Annotated in this window: 19 protein-coding genes, 1 tRNA gene and 1 other RNA gene; 2 read left to right on the forward strand and 19 right to left on the reverse strand. The window is 47.4% G+C overall.

The features are described 5' to 3' along the window. The first annotated feature begins 464 nt into the window (after positions 1-464). The gene (locus WQ57_RS04070) at positions 465-866 is read left to right on the forward strand and encodes an LAGLIDADG family homing endonuclease (protein WP_046522443.1); all 402 of its coding nucleotides are present in this window, start codon (positions 465-467) and stop codon (positions 864-866) included. A gap of 402 nt (positions 867-1,268) precedes the next feature. On the opposite strand, the gene ssrA is transcribed toward WQ57_RS04070, so the two are convergent. The 16 genes from ssrA to WQ57_RS04145 all read right to left on the reverse strand — a co-directional run bounded on the left by ssrA (position 1,269) and on the right by WQ57_RS04145 (position 16,875). Next, positions 1,269-1,605: a transfer-messenger RNA gene (gene ssrA / locus WQ57_RS25865) on the reverse strand. 146 nt (positions 1,606-1,751) lie between these two features. Further along, complete coding sequence (gene smpB / locus WQ57_RS04075; protein ID WP_046522444.1) at positions 1,752-2,219, reverse strand: SsrA-binding protein SmpB; 468 nt, start codon at positions 2,217-2,219, stop codon at positions 1,752-1,754. Between the two features lie 163 nt (positions 2,220-2,382). Further along, a complete protein-coding gene (gene rnr / locus WQ57_RS04080; protein WP_046522445.1) occupies positions 2,383-4,719 on the reverse strand; it encodes a ribonuclease R in 2,337 nt (778 codons plus the stop codon). A gap of 48 nt (positions 4,720-4,767) precedes the next feature. Beyond that, positions 4,768-5,514: an alpha/beta hydrolase gene (locus WQ57_RS04085; protein WP_046522446.1), complete on the reverse strand. Its 747-nt coding sequence runs from the start codon at positions 5,512-5,514 to the stop codon at positions 4,768-4,770. A 195-nt stretch (positions 5,515-5,709) separates the two neighbouring features. Beyond that, on the reverse strand, positions 5,710-5,943 hold the full coding sequence (gene secG, locus WQ57_RS04090) for a preprotein translocase subunit SecG (protein WP_046522447.1): 234 nt from the start codon (positions 5,941-5,943) through the stop codon (positions 5,710-5,712). A gap of 337 nt (positions 5,944-6,280) precedes the next feature. Then, complete coding sequence (locus WQ57_RS27290) at positions 6,281-6,409, reverse strand: hypothetical protein (RefSeq protein ID WP_277620270.1); 129 nt, start codon at positions 6,407-6,409, stop codon at positions 6,281-6,283. Between the two features lie 154 nt (positions 6,410-6,563). Next, positions 6,564-7,862: a phosphopyruvate hydratase gene (gene eno / locus WQ57_RS04100; protein WP_046522449.1), complete on the reverse strand. Its 1,299-nt coding sequence runs from the start codon at positions 7,860-7,862 to the stop codon at positions 6,564-6,566. Between the two features lie 111 nt (positions 7,863-7,973). After that, positions 7,974-9,512 carry a 2,3-bisphosphoglycerate-independent phosphoglycerate mutase gene (gene gpmI / locus WQ57_RS04105; RefSeq protein ID WP_046522450.1) on the reverse strand — a complete coding sequence of 513 codons (1,539 nt, stop codon included), beginning with the start codon at positions 9,510-9,512 and terminating at the stop codon, positions 7,974-7,976. After that, a complete protein-coding gene (gene tpiA / locus WQ57_RS04110) occupies positions 9,505-10,266 on the reverse strand; it encodes a triose-phosphate isomerase (RefSeq protein ID WP_046522451.1) in 762 nt (253 codons plus the stop codon). The genes gpmI and tpiA overlap by 8 nt, the downstream gene beginning before the upstream one ends. A gap of 96 nt (positions 10,267-10,362) precedes the next feature. Then, positions 10,363-11,547, reverse strand: coding sequence for a phosphoglycerate kinase (locus WQ57_RS04115; RefSeq protein WP_046522452.1), 1,185 nt, complete (start codon positions 11,545-11,547; stop codon positions 10,363-10,365). 152 nt (positions 11,548-11,699) lie between these two features. Further along, the gene (gap, locus tag WQ57_RS04120; RefSeq protein ID WP_046522453.1) at positions 11,700-12,707 is read right to left on the reverse strand and encodes a type I glyceraldehyde-3-phosphate dehydrogenase; all 1,008 of its coding nucleotides are present in this window, start codon (positions 12,705-12,707) and stop codon (positions 11,700-11,702) included. An 88-nt stretch (positions 12,708-12,795) separates the two neighbouring features. Further along, positions 12,796-13,818: a sugar-binding transcriptional regulator gene (locus WQ57_RS04125; RefSeq protein WP_046522454.1), complete on the reverse strand. Its 1,023-nt coding sequence runs from the start codon at positions 13,816-13,818 to the stop codon at positions 12,796-12,798. 124 nt (positions 13,819-13,942) lie between these two features. Further along, positions 13,943-14,203 carry a glutaredoxin family protein gene (locus WQ57_RS04130; protein WP_084820149.1) on the reverse strand — a complete coding sequence of 87 codons (261 nt, stop codon included), beginning with the start codon at positions 14,201-14,203 and terminating at the stop codon, positions 13,943-13,945. A 14-nt stretch (positions 14,204-14,217) separates the two neighbouring features. Then, positions 14,218-15,555, reverse strand: coding sequence for an RNA polymerase factor sigma-54 (gene rpoN, locus WQ57_RS04135; RefSeq protein ID WP_046522455.1), 1,338 nt, complete (start codon positions 15,553-15,555; stop codon positions 14,218-14,220). A 181-nt stretch (positions 15,556-15,736) separates the two neighbouring features. Next, a complete protein-coding gene (locus WQ57_RS04140; protein WP_052948636.1) occupies positions 15,737-16,552 on the reverse strand; it encodes a reverse transcriptase domain-containing protein in 816 nt (271 codons plus the stop codon). 251 nt (positions 16,553-16,803) lie between these two features. Continuing rightward, positions 16,804-16,875, reverse strand: a tRNA-Arg gene (locus tag WQ57_RS04145). A gap of 287 nt (positions 16,876-17,162) precedes the next feature. On the opposite strand from WQ57_RS04145, the gene clpP reads away from it, so the two are divergent. Then, complete coding sequence (gene clpP, locus WQ57_RS04150; protein WP_046522456.1) at positions 17,163-17,765, forward strand: ATP-dependent Clp endopeptidase proteolytic subunit ClpP; 603 nt, start codon at positions 17,163-17,165, stop codon at positions 17,763-17,765. Between the two features lie 45 nt (positions 17,766-17,810). Here the strand turns inward: clpP and WQ57_RS04155 are convergent, their stop codons facing one another. The 3 genes from WQ57_RS04155 to WQ57_RS04165 form a co-directional block, all read right to left on the reverse strand. Further along, positions 17,811-18,068, reverse strand: a complete 258-nt coding sequence (locus WQ57_RS04155; protein WP_046522457.1) for an HPr family phosphocarrier protein — start codon at positions 18,066-18,068, stop codon at positions 17,811-17,813. Between the two features lie 27 nt (positions 18,069-18,095). After that, entirely contained in the window at positions 18,096-19,043 is a 948-nt protein-coding gene (gene whiA / locus WQ57_RS04160; protein WP_046522458.1) for a DNA-binding protein WhiA, read from the reverse strand. A gap of 191 nt (positions 19,044-19,234) precedes the next feature. Beyond that, positions 19,235-20,212 (reverse strand): gluconeogenesis factor YvcK family protein, encoded by a 978-nt coding sequence (locus WQ57_RS04165; RefSeq protein WP_046522522.1) that lies wholly within the window; start codon positions 20,210-20,212, stop codon positions 19,235-19,237. Positions 20,213-20,214 lie beyond the last annotated feature (2 nt).

Genomic DNA, 20,214 nt, shown 5'->3' on the forward strand with positions numbered 1-20,214 from the left:
TTTTTTATTTGCGACAAAAAAACAATAATACAAGTTAGATTACGTTGTTTTATATTATAAAACAACGTTTTATAATGTATTCAAAAAAAAATATAAAGAATGTAGTCTTTGTTTATACACTGTTCTAAGTTATTTTCATGATACTATACAAGTTTTTTATTGTAAACCCTTACTTTTTGACAATTTAGAATCCTTTAAAGAGAGGTGTTTCCTTTATGGCTATTCAACCTGATATGGTTTAGGGATTGCCGCACAGCGAAGGCCAACCTTAAGCTCCTCATCTTCGCGCACATACCCTTGGGACGCAACCTGCTTAATGGATGAAATAAATTTTTCCTAATTGCTGATGGTATTCGGAGTATGGATTTTATAAGACAGTTTATTTCAGATAAAAAGCAGAATGTATGTTCCTAATCTGATATAATAATTTATATAGATTTGGATAACATTGGGGGGATTTATAAATGAAGGAATGGGAGTCAGGTTACGTAGCTGGAATTATAGATGGCGAAGGAACCATTACTTTATCTAGGATGCATTCCCATGAATATCGCAGACCTTGTATTTCAATCGCTTCAACGGATAAAGAACTTTTGCTTTATATTCAATCATTAACAGGAGGCACAATTTGTAATAAAAGAAATTACAACCCTGTAAAGCATAAAGATTCATTTACTTTAATCATTAAAAAAGATGTCATTTCACTTTTGGAGCAAATAACACCTTATTTGAGAGTGGATAAAAAGAAAAAAAGAGCCCAGTGGATCATAACCCATTATGAGCACGTTACCGCCAGAAACGGAAAATACAGTCAGGAAAACCTTGTAAGGAAAATTCAATTTGAAGATTATTTTTTTCAAATATAAATAGGCAGCTCACCATTTTAGGGTAAGCTGCCTCGTTTAAGTATTTGTCCCCTGATTTTTTAGTAGACTAGATAACAACTATCATGCAAATAAAAAACCACCAAATATGTATTTGGTGGAGACGGTGGGACGTGCTTTTCCATGCTTTCGTCATGGCACTGACTATATCTTGAACCTGGAACTCCAGGTCCTCCGGCGTCTTATGCGAATCATAAATTTTCCTGAGACAGGAAGGATTTCGCATCCTAGTACTGCCCTGTAGGCAGCCTATAAGTCGATACACGGCTGTTGGATTGCTCCACATACCGCTCGGCATTGCCTTATCGCCATAGAAAGCGACTTAGGTTTCACCGATAAAGCCGGATTTTCACTTGTATGTTGCCATACAAGGCGACTAATTACTAATCGAACCCACGTCCAGAAGCATCGCCACTTAAGCTTCTACGAGTGTAGTCGACATATTTGCGTTTCGCTGAGCCATTTGCCTGCCGACAGGCGGCCGGTCAGCTAGCCTGATTGTTCTCTTCCTTCATCCTCAGACGGTGGAATCCGGCGTAGCCTACTAAGAGTGAGTCCGCTACCCTACCACATAGGCGATGGAGGGGCGAACAGCTATGCAGTTATTAAGCTGCGAAAGCTAGGTTGTTGTTAGTTTTGCCAGTTATAGGCGTTGACGTTTTAACGAGGCCGATCCCCTCGACTCGCAACCTAAGCTCGAACTACCCCTGTCGAATCCGTAGCGTCCCCATATATAATATAAACAGACGTTAGGATACTCGGTGCTACCGAGCAAAAGCTGTTTGCCACACGTGGTGACAAGATTTATTATAACATACCAGAGAAAGTTTTCAACTGGAAACACACTTCCAGTTTCCGCCATCCCTTCTACATCTTCTGGCGCTCGCGGAAAGCCCGCTCGATATCGCGTTTGGCTTCTTTCTTTTTCAGGTCCTCACGCTTATCGTATTTCTTTTTACCCTTGGCCAGACCCAATAAAACCTTGGCATACCCGTTTTTCAGGTAAATCTTCAAAGGCACTAGCGCATAGCCGATTTCCTTTGTTTCACCAATCAGCTTGCTGATTTCACGGCGGTGCATCAAAAGCTTCCGTTCGCGCAATGGGTCGTGGTTATAGCGGTTTCCCTGTTCATACGGACTGACATGCATTCCATACAGGAATACTTCGCCATCCCTGATGCGGGCATACGATTCTTTTAGGTTAACTTTTCCAGCCCGGATGGACTTGATCTCTGTACCTTGAAGGACAATACCCGTTTCAAAGGTTTCTTCAATAAAGTAATCATGGTAGGCTTTTTTGTTTTGTGCTACCGTTTTGCCAATACCTTTTGGCATACTGCTTCCCCCTTTATACTCTCCCAACATTATACCACAAAAGCCGGTGCCTGAGCGGGGTCAGGCACCGTTTAGCGCTTCACCGCAGTGCGGGTCAGGCACTGTTTTATGCGTTACTGCATTACCGTGGTGCGGGTCAGGCACCGTTTAGGACTTTAGTGCGTTAGCGTCGTTTTGGTTTGCGCTTGGCTTTTGGGGCGTTTTCGTAGAATTTTTTGTTTCGGCTTTTTTTCTTGGCGCCTTCGCCCCGTTTCTTGCTTCCGCCTGCGCTATCATCGGTTTTGCCTCTTCTCGGCTTGCGTTCGCTACTTCCTGTTCTGAACACCTTAGGCGCATCGTTCGTTTCGCGGCGGCGCGTGCCTTTCATCCCGACGATCTCAAAGTCGATGGAGCGTTCTTCCTTGTTGACCTTGACAACACGGACGGTGATTTCATCGCCAATACGGAACACATTGCCTGTCCGCTCGCCAATCATTGCGAAATGCCGCTCATCATAACGATAATAGTCATCGGTCATATAGCTCACATGCACAAGGCCTTCAATCGTATTCGGCAGTTCGACGAACATGCCGAAATTGGTTACGGAAGAAATAATCCCATCGTACTCGACGCCGATTTTATCTTCCATATACTCCGCTTTCTTGAGTTCATCGGTTTCACGTTCCGCCTCCACAGCCCGGCGCTCCATGTCCGAGGAATGCTTGGCGATTTCCGGCAGCTGAGCATTCCATTTTTCCTTGGTGTGCTGGTCAATCTTGCCTTCAATCAGATAGGTGCGGATCAGCCTATGGACGATGGTGTCCGGATAACGGCGGATCGGTGAAGTGAAGTGCGTGTAGAACTCGGTTGAGAGACCGAAGTGCCCAAGGCTTTCTTCGAAGTACTTTGCCTGCTGCATTGAACGCAGCATCACAGTCGATATCACCATTTCCTCCGGCTTGCCTTGCACTTCCTCGATGATTGCCTGAAGTGCCTTTGGGTGCACCGAATTGGCCGTTCCCCTTACAAGATAGCCGAAATTCGTAATAAACTCAAAGAATCGGCGAAGCTTGTCTTCTTTCGGGTCTTCATGAATTCGGTAAATGAACGGAACCTCCATCCAGTGGAAATGCTCGGCAACCGTTTCATTCGCTACCAGCATGAATTCTTCAATAAGGCGCTCTGCGACAGAACGTTCGCGCAGCACCACATCGGACGGATGGCCATTTTCATCGACAAGGACCTTCGATTCTTTAAAGTCGAAATCGATAGCACCACGCCCCATCCGTTTGCCGCGCAGAATGGCCGCCAGCTCTTCCATCATTTCGAACATTGGAACAAGAGATTCATAACGGCTGCGGACCTCTTCATCTTTGTCAACCAGAATAAGGTTGACATCATGATAGGTCATCCTTTCAGTCGTTTTGATGACACTTTGGAAAATTTCGTGGTCGACTACTTCACCCTCTGGAGAAATCTCCATGGAACAACTTAAGGTAAGGCGGTCCACCTTAGGGTTTAATGAGCAAATTCCATTGGAAAGGCGATGCGGAATCATTGGAATTACCCGGTCGACAAGATAAACACTAGTTGCACGTTCGGCCGCTTCAACATCAATCGGCGAACCTTCCTGCACATAATAGCTGACATCGGCGATATGGACGCCGAGCTTATAGTTGCCGTTTTCAAGCCTTGTGACCGTTACAGCATCATCAAGGTCCTTCGCATCGGCACCATCGATTGTTACAATCACTTCGTCTCGCAGGTCGCGGCGATTGGCCAATTCACTCTCATCGATTTCATCCGGAGTCTCGTTCGCCTGCTGCAGGACTTCCGGCGGAAATTCCATCGGCAGCCCGTGCTTATGGATAACCGATAAAATATCGACTCCTGGGTCATTTTTATGTCCCAGGATGGAGACAACCTCCCCCTCTGCCGACTTGCGCCCATCAGGATAGCTTGTCAGTGTGACTACCACTTTATGGCCCTCGACAGCGCCCATGCTCGCTTCTTTAGGAATAAATATATCACTGGCGAATTTTTTATCGTCCGGAATGACAAATCCGAAATGCTTGCTTTCCGTATAGGTGCCGACAATCTGCTGGACACCGCGCTCAATGATCCGGACAATCGTTCCCTCGCGCCGCTGGCCGGAGCTGGTGGACGAAACGCGCGCAAGGACAATGTCCCCATGCATGGCATTATTCGTTTCATTTGGCGGGATGAAAATATCATCCATGCCAGGCTCCTCCGGAATGACAAACGCAAACCCCTTCGCATGCCCGGTAAGCTTTCCGCGGACCAAATTCATTTTCTCAGGAAGACCGTAACGGTTGCTGCGGGTCCTCACAACCAGCCCTCTTTCCTCCATGACAACAAGGGCCTTCACAAACTCTTTGAAAGTCGCCGAATCCTCAATACCAAACGCTTCTTCAAGCTCCTGGATGGTCAGCGGCTTATACGCCTCGTCCTTCATATAATGAAGCAGCCGGTCAATATGGCCCTGAATGCTTTCTTCCATAAAAATCCCTCCTTTAATAAGGTTCCTCATAATAAAACACTTATCTATTTATTCTTTCCAATTTAGCTTTTCCAGAAACGCATAAACATCTTCATGAAGCTGGTCCTTTTCTTTATCAAAGGTAATCACATGCCCGGACTCTTCATACCACTTGATTTCCTTATGGACGGCTTCAACCTCGTTATAGATAATATTCGCACTGTCCGTGTTAATCATGTTGTCATGGCGGGCCTGGACCACAAAGGTTGGCGCATAGACCATGTCCACGTTGTTCCGGACATCGGAAATAAGGCCTTGGAGCGCCTTTAAGGTGCCCATCGGAGTTTTCTCGAACTCTTCCATTTCAGCCTGTATTTGTTCGTCACTTTTACCTTCCAGCTTTTTATATTCCCGGGCATAGGCCAGGACACCTTTGTACATGGTCTCCTCACTTTTTATGTACATGGGTGCGCACATTGGTACGATACCCTTCACAGGCACTGTATAACCCAGCTTGAGGGAAAACACCCCGCCAAGCGATAAACCGACCACAGCGATTTCTTCATGGCCTTCATTTTTCAAAAATTCATACGCCTTGGTGACATCCTGCCACCAGTCCTCGGGACCGGTATGCACCAGCTCTTCCGGAGGGACACCATGCCCTTTATAAATTGGTGCGTGGCAGGTATATCCTTTTTCCTGAAGGAACCTTCCCATCATCCGCACATCGGCTGAATTGCCGGTGAACCCATGCAGCATCAACACTGCGCGCTTCCCCGCCTTGAATGTGAATGGCTTTGGAACTAACTTCTTCATCTTATAACTCCCTTTATTTTAATCATTCGAATTATGGATACACTTTTTAGTTTTAACAAACCTGGTCTCAACATTCCAGAAATACGCATTTAGGCTGTATCCTTCGAAAGTTTGCGATTATGGATATGAATATTTTACCAAGTTGGCAGGCCGCAAAAAAACCGGCCTCGATCGAAGCCGGTTTGTGCTCGCTTTTTATAGTGCAAAATACGATACTGCAATGGACAGAACAAAAAATAGGACAGCCAGCACAACGGTGATGCGGTGCAGGACAAGGTCAATCCCCCGTGCCTTCTGCTTGCCGAACAACGTTTCAGCGCCGCCGGAAATCGCTCCGGATAGGCCTGTACTTTTACTGGACTGAAGAAGAACAACAACAATTAGACTGATACAAACAATAACTAAAAGTGCGACTAAAAATGTGTGCATGAAGCATACCTCCTGGAAAGCCTGCATTTAACAGTATTTTAAATGTATCACATTTTCCAGATTGAAACAATACCTGTCTTTTCTGGCTGCTAGGTGCAGATATTGTGAATATCCCTTCCATAAAGGCGCTATTCAAGTGGATCCTAAATGTAGAGCTTGGCGTGGAGGACCGGTTAATTACTCAAAATGTAGGAAGCAGTCCTCCATCATGCTTATGGAGGACCATTTTCTCCTCAAGATTGGAAATCAGGTCCTCCATCGTCCTTATAGAGGACCACTTTTCCCTCAAAATCGAAATTCTGGGCCTTCATCGACCTTATGGAGGACTTCTTTTCTCTCAATATTGAAACTCTGGTCCTCCATTGCCTCCGTGGAGAACCACTTTTCCCTCAATATCGAAATTCTGGTCCTCCATCCACCTTAGGAGGACCACTTCTCCCTCAATATCGAAATTCTGGTCCTCCATCCACCTTAGGAGGACCACTTTTCCCTCAAAATCGAAATTCTGGGCCTTCATCGACCTTATGGAGGACCACTTTTAAAAAAAATGGGCTTCGAAATTGGGTCTACGCCGAGCGATAAAAAAACGCCGGCAAATGCCGGCGTCCTGTAAACCTGTATTACTTCTTAAGGTTGTAGAAAGATTTGATTCCGTTGTACTGCGCTGTTTCGCCAAGCTGGTCTTCGATGCGAAGAAGCTGGTTGTACTTGGCAACGCGGTCTGTACGGGATGGCGCACCAGTTTTGATTTGGCCAGCGTTTGTCGCAACGGCGATGTCAGCGATTGTACTGTCTTCTGTTTCACCAGAACGGTGGGAGATAACCGCTGTGTAGCCAGCGCGCTTCGCCATTTCGATTGCGTCGAAAGTTTCAGTAAGTGTACCGATTTGGTTCACTTTGATCAGGATGGAGTTGCCAACGCCCTGCTCGATTCCTTGAGACAATTTCTTCGTATTTGTAACGAACAGGTCGTCACCAACAAGCTGTACTTTGCCGCCAAGGCGCTCAGTAAGAAGCTTGTGGCCTTCCCAGTCGTTCTCATCAAGGCCGTCTTCGATGGAGATGATTGGGTACTTGGAAGCCATTTCTGCATACCAGTCAACCATTTCAGCAGATGTTTTCACAACACCTTCTCCGGAAAGATGGTATTTGCCGTCTTCTTTGCTGTAGAACTCGGAAGAAGCAGCATCCATTGCAAGCATTACTTGCTCGCCTGGCTTATAGCCGGCCTTTTCGATTGCCGTTACGATTGTTTGAAGAGCTTCTTCGTTGGATCCTAGGTTTGGAGCGAATCCGCCTTCGTCACCCACTGCTGTGTTCAAGCCTTTTTCTTTCAAAACAGACTTCAGGCTGTGGAAGATTTCCGCACCCATGCGAAGTGCTTCACGGAAGCTTTCAGCACCTACTGGCATAACCATGAATTCCTGGATGTCCACGTTGTTGTCAGCGTGCTCGCCGCCGTTCACAATGTTCATCATTGGAACTGGAAGCTGCTTGGAGTTGAAGCCGCCTAGGTATTGGTACAAAGGAATGTCAAGGTAGTCTGCAGCCGCATGTGCAACAGCCATGGAAACGCCCAGGATTGCGTTTGCGCCAAGCTTGCCTTTGTTTTCAGTACCGTCAAGCTCGATCAGCGCATGGTCAACGCCAACCTGGTCAAGAACGTTGAACTCTTCGCCAACAAGGAATGGAGCGATAACTTCATTCACGTTTTCAACTGCTTTCAAAACACCTTTTCCAAGGTAGCGGCTCTTGTCGCCGTCACGAAGCTCAACCGCTTCATATTCACCAGTGGAAGCTCCACTTGGAACAAGCGCGCGTCCGAAAGCACCGGACTCTGTGTATACTTCAACTTCAACTGTAGGGTTCCCGCGGGAATCAAGTACTTCACGAGCATAAACATCTGTAATAAATGGCATTGAAATCTCTCCTTAAAATGTAGTTTCTTTATCGTACTAAAGGGTGCCTGACCCCTGTTGCATTAGTGCAGTAAAGGGTGCCTGACCCTCTTTATTGCGTTAAAGGGTGCCTCATTCTTTGATGAGGGTTTTTCCGGTCATTTCGGCTGGCTGGCTGATACCGAGCAAGTCTAGCATTGTCGGTGCAAGATCGCCGAGGATTCCGTCCTCGCGCAGCTCAGCACCTTCTTTTGTGACAATGACAGGGACAGGGTTCGTCGTATGGGCCGTCATAGGGCTGCCTTCAAGTGTCACGACTTCGTCCGCGTTTCCGTGGTCAGCTGTGATAATCGCTGTTCCGCCTTTGGAAACGATCAGATCGACAATTTTGCCAAGGCATTCATCAACTGTTTCCACCGCCTGAATGGTTGGTTCAAGCATACCGGAATGGCCGACCATGTCCGGATTGGCGAAATTCAGGATGATGGCATCAAAGTTATCAGCTTCAATTTCTTTTAAAAGCGCGTCGGTTACTTCATAGGCGCTCATCTCAGGCTTAAGGTCGTAGGTTGCGACCTTCGGCGAATTGATGAGAATCCGCTTTTCGCCAGGAAACTCATTCTCGCGTCCGCCGCTCATAAAGAACGTAACATGCGGATATTTTTCCGTTTCGGCAATGCGGAGCTGGGTCATTCCGTTTTGGGAAATCACCTCTCCAAGCGTATTGTCAAGGTTCATCGGTTCAAACGCCACATAGCCGTCCACACTCTCACTGAAATGAGTCAGGCAGACGAAGTGAAGGTTTTGCGGGTGTTTCGGCCCGCGATCGAATGAACGGAAGTCCTTGTTGGTGAAGGTATTGGAAATCTGGATCGCCCGGTCAGGACGGAAATTATAGAAAATAACCGCATCTTCATCTTCCACTGTGGCCACCGGCGAGCCATCCGGACGGACAAGCACGGACGGAATGACGAATTCATCGAAGATTCCGTTGTTGTAGTTGTCCTCAATCAGTTCCATCGGGTTGGAATACGTTGGGCCGTCGCCGTACACCATGGAGCGGTAAGATTTTTCAACCCGCTCCCAGCGCTTGTCACGGTCCATGGAATAATAGCGTCCGGAAATGGTCGCAAATTCACCAACACCAATTTCACTCATCTTTTCAAGCGTTTCCTTCACATAACCTTTTGCCGTCTGAGGGCCGACATCCCGGCCGTCCAGGAAAGCATGGACGTAAACCTTCTCAAGGCCTTCGCTTGCAGCCAGCTTCAACAGCGCAAACATATGGTTGATATGGCTGTGCACGCCGCCGTCGGATAAAAGTCCGAAAAGGTGGAGGCTCTTGCCTTTTTCTTTTGCATGCCTGATGGCATTCAGGAAGGTTTCATTTCGTTCGAACTCGCCTTCACGGATGGAAATGTTCACCCTGGTCAAGCTTTGGTACACAATCCGGCCGGCACCGATATTCAGGTGGCCAACCTCGGAGTTCCCCATCTGGCCTTCTGGAAGGCCGACCGCTTCCCCGCTCGCAATCAATTGCGCATGAGGGTAGGAATTCCAAAAGCGGTCAAAGTTCGGCTTTTTCGCCTGGGCAACAGCATTTCCCATGCGCTCGCCCCGAATGGCAAAGCCGTCCAGAATGATTAAAGCGGTTGGAGATTTTTTACTCATGTGAACCTGCCTCCAATAGCTGCAGGAAAGAATCCGTTTCAAGGCTGGCACCGCCGACTAGAGCTCCGTCAATGTCAGGCTGGGACATGTATTCCTGAATGTTTCCAGGCTTGACACTGCCGCCGTACTGGATGCGGACAGCTTCGGCCGCTTCCTGTGAAAATTGCTCCCCTACCACCTGGCGGATATGCGCACAAACTTCGTTCGCATCCTGTGCAGTGGAGGATTTGCCTGTTCCGATCGCCCAAATTGGCTCATAAGCAATCACAGTCTGTTTTACCTGTTCTTCCGTAAGGCCTGTCAAAGCCTGCTTTACCTGATTGCCGACAAGCTCGTTTGTTTCGCCGTTTTCACGCTGCTCCAGTGTTTCACCGCAGCAGACGATCGGAGTCAAGTTGTATTTGAACGCAGATAGAGTCTTTTTATTGACGGAATCGTCGGTTTCATTGAACATTTCGCGTCGCTCGGAATGTCCGATGATAACATACTTCACGCCGAGGTCCTGCAATGCTTTCGGGCTGATTTCGCCGGTGAATGCACCGCTTTCCTCGAAATGCATGTTTTGGGCACCGATACTTACATCAGAGCCTTTTGTTGCCTCGACCAGCTGGCCAAGGAACAAGGCAGGGGCGCACACCACGGATTCCACCTTTTCGTTGGATGGAACAAGACCATTTACATCCTCAATAAATTTTTTCGCTTCTGAGAGCGTTTTATGCATCTTCCAGTTTCCTGCAATAATAGGCTTACGCATTGCGGCACTTCCTTTCGTTGCAATCATTATTAACTAGGTTCCGAATGCTTCGGAAGGCTCCGGGGAATTCGGAGCCCGGTTCCGAAATGAAAATCCTTATTTATCATTCAAAGCGACAACGCCTGGAAGCTCTTTGCCTTCCATAAACTCAAGCGAAGCTCCGCCGCCAGTTGAAATATGGCTCATCTTGTCTGCAAGATTGAACTTTTCTACCGCAGCTGCAGAATCGCCGCCGCCGATGACGGAATATGTATCCGCCGCTTCTGCCAGCGCTTCGGCAACACCCTTTGTTCCTTTTGCGAATGGCTCAAGCTCGAACACACCCATTGGGCCGTTCCAGATGACAAGCTTGGAGCCCTTGATGACATCGCGATAGGTTTCGATTGTTTTCGGGCCGATATCGAGCGCTTCCCAATCAGCAGGAATTTCATTGATTGGCACTACCTTTGTATTGGCTTGCTCGGAGAAATCATCCGCGACCGTTACATCGACAGGCATATAGAAATTAACGCCTTTTTCTTTTGCTTTTTCCATGAAGGAATTGGCAAGGTCAATTTTATCCTCTTCGAGCAGGGACTTTCCGACTTCATGGCCCTGTGCCTTAACGAACGTATAAGCCAAACCGCCGCCAATGATCAGGTTGTCCACTTTTTCAAGTAGGTTTTCGATAACACCGATTTTGTCTTTTACCTTTGCTCCGCCAATGATGGCTGTGAATGGACGCTCAGGATTGGAGAGCGCTTTGCCAAGCACTTCAAGTTCCTTTTCCATCAGGAGTCCGGAAACGGCCGGAAGATGATGGGCAATTCCCTCTGTGGAGGCATGAGCACGGTGTGCAGCACCAAATGCATCGTTGACGTAGATGTCAGCCAGGTCGGCAAACGCTTTGGCCAATTCGGCATCGTTCTTTTCTTCACCTGGGTAAAAGCGCACGTTTTCCAAAAGCAATACATCTCCATCATTCATGGAGCTGATTTCTGCTTTAACGGATTCCCCATATGCCTCATCCGTTTTCTTCACATCCTTGCCCAATAGCTCGGACAGACGTGCAGCAACTGGAGTCAGGCGAAGTTCTTCAACCGCCTGGCCCTTTGGACGTCCAAGGTGGCTGGCAAGGATCACTTTCGCTCCCTGGTCGCTCAGGTACTGGATGGTCGGCAATGCTGCTTTGATCCTTGTTTCATCCGTCACTTGCCCGTCTTTCATCGGGACATTGAAGTCCACACGGCAAAATACTCGTTTTCCTTTTACATCAATATCTTTCACAGATTTTTTGTTCAAGGCTTAAACCTCCTCTTCATCATAGACAAGCAAACAAGCATAAAAACAAAGGGAGAGGGGACTGGTCCCCACTCCCCCTTTTCATCCTTTTAAATTATAGATGGTTCTGGATGGATTATCCAATGATACCACTAAAGTTCAGGAATTATTTTTTACAGGCCTTTTTGAGCGATATAGTCAACAAGGTCTACAACGCGGTTGGAGTAGCCAGTTTCGTTATCGTACCAAGAAATTACTTTTACCATGTTTCCTTCCATAACCATAGTGGAAAGAGCATCGATAGTAGAAGAATGAGTGTCGCCATTGTAGTCGCCGGATACAAGCGGCTCTTCGCTGTAGCCAAGGATTCCTTTAAGGTCGCCTTCTGCAGCTTCCTTAAGGGCAGAGTTGATTTCTTCCACTGTTACATCCTTGTCAAGCTCAGCAACAAGGTCCACAAGGGAAACGTTTGGAGTTGGAACACGCATTGCTCCGCCGTTCAGCTTGCCTTTCAGCTCAGGCAATACAAGGGAAACAGCTTTCGCAGCGCCTGTAGTTGTCGGGATGATGTTTTCCGCTGCTGCACGCGCACGACGGTAGTCTTTATGCGGCAGGTCAAGGATTTGCTGGTCGTTCGTGTAAGAGTGAACAGTTGTCATCATGCCGCGCTTGATGCCGAACTTATCGTTAAGTACTTTAGCGAATGGAGCCAAGCAGTTTGTTGTGCAAGATGCATTGGAGATGACATGGTGGTTAGCCGCATCGTACTTGTCATGGTTAACGCCCATAACGATTGTGATGTCTTCTTCGCTGGCAGGAGCAGAGATGATGACCTTTTTAGCGCCAGCTTCAAGGTGCTTCGCTGCATCCGCACGCTTTGTGAAACGGCCAGTTGATTCTACAACCACTTCTACGCCAAGGTCGCCCCAGCCAAGCTGTGCAGGATCTCTTTCAGCAATAACTTTCACGCGCTGTCCGCCAACAACCAGGTAGTCTCCATCAACGGACACTTCCTCGTCAAGTCTGCCGTGTACGGAATCATATTTTAAAAGGTGTGCAAGCATGTTTGCATCAGTAAGGTCGTTTACTGCCACTACTTCCACGTTAGGATTCTTAAGAGCCGCGCGGAATACCACACGCCCAATACGTCCAAAACCGTTAATACCAACTTTTACTGCCATGATTTTTCCTCCTTTTATTCCTAAAGCTATGGTTTTATTTTTATATTAAGAGTATGGCTCATGCCGGAATCGGTTCCGGCCAAGCTGATTACCCTTGAACCAAAAGTCTTGCCGCTCCTTCATCCGTAATGAGGATGGTGGTGTCCGGAGCTTGTTTCATGTAAGCCCTGATCGCTTTTGCCTTCGATGCTCCACCGGCTACGGCGATGATATGGTCCACTGTTTGCAGGTCCTCGAGCTGAAGCCCGATGGTGCGGACCCGGTGGACGATATCCCCGGACTCGTTAAAATAGTAGCCAAATGCCTCGCCAACTGCTTTTCCCTGGATGATTTTCTCCATATCAGCTGCAGAAGTATTCCGGCGTTCCGCCATTGCAATAGCATCCCCAATTCCGTGAAGAACCATGCTTGCCGATTTAATGAGATTCAGCACTTCGTTGACCTGCGGCTCCCGGATGAAAGACTCGTATATCCCGCTGCTCACCTGGTCGGGCACATAGAACACCCGGTGACGGGAATGTGTCCTGCTGGCCATGATTGCGCTGATGGTGTTCGCCTGGTTGTTCACATCCTCACCGAGGCCGCCCCTTGCAGGGACAAAAAGCAAATTCTTCTCACCCATCTCCTGCGGGAGCATCTCTGCAACCGCAGACATCGTGGTCCCTCCAGTTACGGCAATGATATTGTCTTCCTTTAAGGCATTTTTCATTCCGGATGCGCAAGCTTTCCCGAGCTCCCGCTTAACCCATGGCGACTGGTCGCTGTCTCCGGGAACGACAATCACCTTGGCTATGCCCATTTGGGCCTTGAGCTGCTGCTCTAGTTTGCTTATACCCGTAATGGCGCGCATTATGCTATCAAGTCTTTCCAGTATATCTTCCCCTTCACGGGTCAGGCTCATTCCCTGGGCTGAAGACTCCAGCAAATTCTGCGCTTTTAAAAAATCGACCTCGCCCCGCAAAACGCGTTCCGTAAGCCCGAGGCTGACGGACAGGTTGCGGCGTCCGACTGGCTGCATGGCATTTATGTATTGCAGAATCTGCACGCGTCTTTGCATGACTTCTACAAGATCAGGCAATATTCTTTTTTGAATATCAAGCAATTCATCCATGGGAAAAATCCCCTCCAGCTTGCGTGGTCATTTTATGTCCCGGAGTGACATATTATGTCCCACTTACTCAAAAAAAAAATCACCCCTGATTCATGTATCATTCTAACAGGAGTGATTGGCCAATTCAACCAATATACTTGACATTTTTTCTTGAAAACGCTTCAACTATAAAATTTTTGTTAATAATGCCAGCCTGGATTTCTTCGCCGTGCAATTCAATGACCGGAATGGTGATGCCATAGCGTTCAGTCAACTCGTCACTTTCATCTATGTCTACTTCAACTATATCGAATTGCCAATTCTTCTGTAGTTCCTCAAGCAGCGCTTTGGCGTCTTCGCACAAATGGCAGCGCTGCCTCATGTATAGTTTTACTATGCTTTCCAAAACTTTTCCACCTTTTACAAAAATCTTTTCCGTTTCGAGGACGAGGCAATCCCAAGCTGTTCTCTATACTTCGCCACCGTCCTCCTCGAGATGACGATGCCCGCCCGCTCTGACAATAGCTCGACAATATCCTGATCCGATAGCGGCTTTTGTTTGTCTTCATCCTGTACAAGCTGGGCAATCGCGGCTTTAGCATGCTGCGAGGATGTCTGTTCAAGCTCGGTCGTCTGGATGGAGCTTGAAAAGAGCGACTTCATTTCAAATGTGCCTGCAGGCGTTTGAAGGTACTTCTCCCGCACTGCCCTGCTGACGGTCGATTCATGGATTCCAAGCTCTCCGGCAATCTCTTTCATCGTCATCGGCTTGAGGAACGAGCGCCCCTGCCGGATGAAACCAGGCTGTTTTTCAACAATTTTAATTGCTACCTTCATTAAGGTTTCACGGCGCTGTTCAAGGCTTTTCAGAATCCATTGGAAATCCTGCTGTTTTTCGTGGAGAAACCTGGCCACTTCATGATCGCCGTAAGCTGCCAGCTCCCGATAGTAATCTTCATTAAATGTAATCTTTGGAACGGTCTCATCAACCATTCCGATGGTCAGGCCGCCGTTTTCCTCGCGAACGATGACATCGGGCACAATATAGGCGGCCTTTTCAGAATAAAAAGCAGCTCCCGGCCTTGGGTCAAGGACCTGGATATAATCGAACGTTTGCTGGATTTCCCGAAGTTCCAGTTTCAATAGTTTGGCCAGCAGCTTCCATTTCTTTTCGGCAAACAGCATAAAGTGGGTTTCCAGCACCGTCTGGGCCAGGAAATTCCACTTATCAGGCTTCATCCTCTGCAGCTGCAGCAGCAGGCATTCCTGGAGGCTCCGTGCTCCCACTCCTGAAGGCTCAAGTCCCTGAAGGAGCACAAGTGCGTTCTCGGCCTCGTCTTCCGTGATGCCAAGCTTCACGCAGGCGTCCTGTACCGTCGCACCCAAGTAACCGTTTTCATCAAGGTTCTCAATATAAAATTGGATAATCCTCCGCTCATCCTTTTCAAGTGGCAAGACATTAAGCTGAAAACGCAAATGGTCCTGAAGCGAGTACGGAATTTCGCCAATTTGGTCGATCCAGTTTTTTTGGTCCCGTTCGCTCGGTGTACGTGCTTTCACTTTCGTTCCCACACGCGGGTCAATCGTACGGATATTTTTAAAATCCACCTGGAGCAGCGGATTTTCACTCGCCTTTTCTTCCAAAAAAGCTGCAAGCTCCTGGGACGAATATTGCAACAGTGCAATCGCCTGGGTCAGCTCCTGGGTCATTGCCAGCTTCAATGTCTGCTTCTGCCATAATCCGGCTTTCAAGTCCATCCGATCTCCCTCCCTTCCACCATTTTACATGATAATTGCGAATAGGTGAATGGGATGTATTGGTGATATTTGCGGAAGGTCTATAAATGCAGGTTGGTAATCGTCATATATATCAACGTTCTCCAGCAGTTCCCCACCAATGCAAATCAGATTTTGAATATTAAAGGAGACGACTGTCATTTTAAAGCCCATCCTGACCATAAACAATTTTAGTCTTCTTTTTGTTTATTTTCAGTTTATACTGAGTGAATCTTTCTGAAATCTGGGAGAGCAGGTTTTGGGCTTCGTCTTCACTGTGGCAATGAATATAAATATCATCAAGGAAGCGCTCGAAAACAATTTTTGGATGATTCTTTTCCATCCATTGATCAAAAATATCATGTAAGTAGAAGTCTACCAGAAAATAACTGAGACTGTTGCCTTGCGGTATTCCTTTAATTCCTCTGACTAAAGTTCCATCGTTCATTTGTGCAGGTGCTTTCACCAATCGTTCTGTATAAAGCAATACCCAGGAATTATTAAAATGTTTTCTTAGCATATCCATAAGGGTCTGATGGTCAATGTTTTCTGCACATTTCTCAATGTCAACAATAAGGGTCCACTCATAGCGCAGCCAGCGGTCACGTTTCGGTGCTAGAGTAGCTCTCTTTCCTTCTTTTTTACCCTTCAAATGAAAAAAAGAGTTAGGATGCCACTGCTCCTTGAATGCAGAAAACAGATGATCCCTTAATAACTGTTGTACGAGATGATCTCTTACTGTAGTAATACCCAGAGGTCTCCAACCGCCATGTTTCTTGCGCCTGTATGTTCTGAGAACAGGAGAAGGAACATACTTCCCCGATGAAAGTTCCTTCCATAGTTCATGAATTCGCTTCGACCGATTTACCTTGAAATCCCGCATGGTTTGACCATCTATACCGACTACCTTTGTATTTTTGCATTTTTTATATGCTTTCCAAACATGTTTCTTCGGTATGTCAAATCCTTTCTTTGGCATGCAATCCACCCTTCTTTCATTTATTATTCTATCTATATGTCCAAACTGCAATAAAGGACAATACATACGCGGAAATGAGAGGAGACAAATCACGACTATCACTACCCAAATATATCGACCTCTGCAAAATCAACTGAAAATATGTAGTTTTTATTACGTAGCATTTAAGTGAAAGATATCGAAAAAAAATAAAAAAAAATCCCTGCGAGGATTAATCGCAGGGAAATTAGCGTAAATATCGATATTAAGGACGCCCTCGTCAGGATTCGAACCCGAATTTCAAGAACCGGAATCTTGCGTGCTATCCATTGCACCACGAGGGCCTATTCAATTATTATTCTGCAAAAGCAGATGTGCGGTACGAATACTAATTATAGGGCATGTTGCCCGAGAATGCAAGAGGGATTTTGTTTAAAATTCATTCAGGTGGGTAAGATGGAAACGGAGGAATGTGTTGGTAAAATGTCGAACAGTTATTATAGCCGGACAAGAGTGATTTGTTTGACCTTTATTGACCATCAGTGTATCATAAAAATACATAGCAAACCCGGCTTCCAGTCCCTTTCATTCGGGTGGTCCGGGAAAACCTTATGTAAAAGGAGGAAATAGAATGAATTTGATTCCTACAGTTATTGAACAGACAAACCGCGGGGAACGTGCTTACGATATTTATTCCCGCCTGTTAAAAGACCGCATCATCATGCTGGGAAGCGGGATTGATGATAATGTTGCCAACTCGATTGTGGCTCAGCTGCTTTTCCTTGAAGCAGAAAATCCGGAGAAGGATATCTCCATCTACATCAACAGCCCGGGGGGCAGCATCACGGCAGGCATGGCGATTTATGATACCATGCAGTTCATCAAGCCTGAAGTCCAAACCATCTGTATCGGGATGGCAGCATCCATGGGTGCATTCCTGCTTGCAGCCGGAACAAAAGGCAAGCGTTACGCCCTTCCTAACGCCGAAGTGATGATCCACCAGCCTCTTGGCGGAGCACAAGGCCAGGCAACAGAAATTGAGATCGCGGCAAAGCGCATTTTGTTCTTGCGCGACAAGCTGAATGGCATTCTTTCCGAGCGCACTGGCCAGCCGCTTGAAGTGATTGCCCGCGACACAGAGCGCGACAACTTTATGACGGCAGAGCGTGCCAAGGAGTACGGCCTTGTCGACCATATCGTCAGCAGAAATCCAAACGAACAAAGCAAAAAATAAACAAAAAGAAAACTCGCTCCCATCCGATGGGGCGAGTTTTTCATTTCAGCTTTCGCGCTGGATATAATCGCTTAACGCGTTTAGAGCTTCTGATTCGTCATTCCCGTCAGCAATAAGCGTGATCATGGATCCCGTACTTACCGCGAGGCTCATCAATCCCATAATGCTTTTCGCATTCACTTTTTTGCCATCTTTCTCAATAAACACATCCGAAGAAAATCGATTGGCTTCCTGAACGAACATCGCCGCCGGGCGAGCCTGCAAACCAGTTTTCAATTTAACTTCCACTTGCCTTTCTACCATCTGTATTCCTCCCATTCAAACAAATTATTATTGTTGTATCATTTCTCCAGCACGGAGCTTTTCAGCAATTTCATCTATTTTACGCAGGCGATGATTGATCCCGGATTTGCTGATCACCCCGCCCGATACCATCTCCCCCAATTCCTTGAGGGTTACATCCTGGTGGGCTACCCGCAGTTCGGCAATTTCCCGCAGCTTGCCCGGGAGAATCTGAAGGCCGACTGTTTCCTCGATATATCGGATATTCTCAACCTGCCGCAGCGCAGCACCAATGGTCTTATTCAAGTTCGCCGTTTCACAATTTACCAGGCGGTTAACCGAATTTCTCATATCGCGGACAATGCGAATATCCTCAAATCGCAGCAGGGCATTATGGGCCCCTATGACATTCAGGAACTCAGTGATTTTCTCGGCTTCTTTCAGATAGGTAATAAAGCCTTTCTTGCGTTCCAGCGTTTTGCTGTTCAGCCCGAATTTGTTCATCAGTTCGCATAGGGACTGATTGTGTTCCTGGTACATCGAGGCAATTTCAAGGTGATACGAGGATGTTTCCGGATTGTTCACCGAGCCGCCGGCGAGAAATGCGCCTCTTAAGTAGGAACGCTTGCAGCATTTCTTTTTTACTAGGTCCTCTGAAATATCATGCACGAGGGAAAAATCCTCGGACAAAATCTTCAAGTCTTCCAGTACTTTTCTCGCTGTGTTCTTCAGGCGGACAATATAGACATTGTTTTTCTTGAGCCGCATCTTTTTTCGGACAAGAAGCTCCATCGGCACTTGGTAATTCATTTTCACCAATGTATAAATGCGGCGGGCAATGGCTGCGTTTTCAGTCTGAATATCGACAACCAGCTCGCGGTTTGAGAAAGAAAGAGAACCGTTCATCCGAATCAGGGCGGAAAGTTCGGCCTTGCTGCAGCAGCCTTTAACCTCCAGATTCGTCAGCTCCTTCTTCGTTTCCGAAGCGAAAGACATCCTCTCACCTCCTTTATCATTAGTGCGGAAGCGCCAGCTTTGCCCCGACAGGCGCTCTCTGGGCCGGCAGGTGAAGTCGTTCTTTGACTTCATCGGACGGACCGAAGCGACCGAGGGGCATGGCGCTGCAGCCGGATATCATTTAGTGCGGAAGCGCCAGCTTTGCCCCGACAGGCGCCTGTATCATTGTATTACGCTTTCCTGCGCTTTTCGGTTTCATTTAAAATCAGAGAATATAAAATTTCCGCCACTTTCTTTGTGTCATGGCGGATGACCTGGTTTTCCAAATAGGCTATTTCTTCTTCCAGGATTTCAATACCCATCTCTTTTAAACGCTTAAAGTCATACTGGACCGGCCTGGCAAGCTCCTCTTTATAACGGAGCTCGACTTCCGGCGGAATGGCCTCATTATTAACAAGGATGGTATCAATGAAAGCGCAGTTCATATGATCGTAGATGGCCTGGACATGGTCGCTCGCGGTATAGTCAAGCGTCTCTCCTGCCTGGGTCATCAAATTGCAAATATAGACCTTTCGCGCCTTCGCCTTGCAAACCTCCACGCCGAGCCGCTTGACCAAAAGGTTCGGCAGGATGCTCGTGTACAAGCTGCCAGGTCCAATGACAATCAGGTCGGCCTTCCTGATCTCCTGAATGGTTTCAGGAAGCGGCCTGACATTTCCCGGATCGAGAAAGACCTTGCGGATTTTCTTGCCGGAATAGGGAATCTTCGACTCGCCGCTGACAATGCTTCCGTCTTCCATTTCTGCCTTAAGAACCACGCTTCGGTTGGCAGCCGGAAGGATTTTGCCGCGAACATTCAGCACACGGCTCATTTCCTGGACAGCATGGGAGAAGTTCCCGGTAATCGAAGTCATCGCCGCCAGGATCAGGTTCCCCAGGGAATGACCTGAAAGCTCGTTCGATGTCTTAAAGCGATGCTGGAACATCTCTTCAACAAGCGGTTCCACATCGGACAGGGCGGCGATGACATTGCGGACATCCCCCGGTGGAGGAATGTGCATTTCATCCCGAAGCCGTCCCGAGCTGCCGCCATCATCAGCCACCGTTACAATGGCCGTTATGTCCACATCGTATTTTTTTAAACCCCTGAGTAAAACAGGCAGGCCGGTTCCACCGCCGATGACGACGATTCTCGGTTTAGCTTCCATGC

The organism is Mesobacillus campisalis, assembly GCF_000986785.1.
GTDB classification, from domain to species: Bacteria; Bacillota; Bacilli; order Bacillales; family Cytobacillaceae; genus Mesobacillus_B; species Mesobacillus_B campisalis.

Excerpts from the sequence above, each read along its gene's own strand:
- gap (WP_046522453.1), bottom strand. The coding sequence starts at position 12,707 with ATGGCAGTAAAAGTTGGTATTAACGGTTTTGGACGTATTGGGCGTGTG.
- WQ57_RS04125 (WP_046522454.1), bottom strand. The coding sequence starts at position 13,818 with ATGGATGAATTGCTTGATATTCAAAAAAGAATATTGCCTGATCTTGTA.
- WQ57_RS27290 (WP_277620270.1), bottom strand. The coding sequence starts at position 6,409 with ATGGAGGACCAGAATTTCGATATTGAGGGAGAAGTGGTCCTCCTAAGG.
- smpB (WP_046522444.1), bottom strand. The coding sequence starts at position 2,219 with ATGCCAAAAGGTATTGGCAAAACGGTAGCACAAAACAAAAAAGCCTAC.
- WQ57_RS04085 (WP_046522446.1), bottom strand. The coding sequence starts at position 5,514 with ATGAAGAAGTTAGTTCCAAAGCCATTCACATTCAAGGCGGGGAAGCGC.
- WQ57_RS04155 (WP_046522457.1), bottom strand. The coding sequence starts at position 18,068 with ATGGTAGAAAGGCAAGTGGAAGTTAAATTGAAAACTGGTTTGCAGGCT.
- rnr (WP_046522445.1), bottom strand. The coding sequence starts at position 4,719 with ATGGAAGAAAGCATTCAGGGCCATATTGACCGGCTGCTTCATTATATG.
- tpiA (WP_046522451.1), bottom strand. The coding sequence starts at position 10,266 with ATGCGTAAGCCTATTATTGCAGGAAACTGGAAGATGCATAAAACGCTC.
- clpP (WP_046522456.1), top strand. The coding sequence starts at position 17,163 with ATGAATTTGATTCCTACAGTTATTGAACAGACAAACCGCGGGGAACGT.
- rpoN (WP_046522455.1), bottom strand. The coding sequence starts at position 15,555 with ATGGACTTGAAAGCCGGATTATGGCAGAAGCAGACATTGAAGCTGGCA.
- eno (WP_046522449.1), bottom strand. The coding sequence starts at position 7,862 with ATGCCATTTATTACAGATGTTTATGCTCGTGAAGTACTTGATTCCCGC.
- gpmI (WP_046522450.1), bottom strand. The coding sequence starts at position 9,512 with ATGAGTAAAAAATCTCCAACCGCTTTAATCATTCTGGACGGCTTTGCC.
- whiA (WP_046522458.1), bottom strand. The coding sequence starts at position 19,043 with ATGTCTTTCGCTTCGGAAACGAAGAAGGAGCTGACGAATCTGGAGGTT.
- WQ57_RS04140 (WP_052948636.1), bottom strand. The coding sequence starts at position 16,552 with ATGCCAAAGAAAGGATTTGACATACCGAAGAAACATGTTTGGAAAGCA.
- WQ57_RS04070 (WP_046522443.1), top strand. The coding sequence starts at position 465 with ATGAAGGAATGGGAGTCAGGTTACGTAGCTGGAATTATAGATGGCGAA.
- WQ57_RS04165 (WP_046522522.1), bottom strand. The coding sequence starts at position 20,212 with ATGGAAGCTAAACCGAGAATCGTCGTCATCGGCGGTGGAACCGGCCTG.
- secG (WP_046522447.1), bottom strand. The coding sequence starts at position 5,943 with ATGCACACATTTTTAGTCGCACTTTTAGTTATTGTTTGTATCAGTCTA.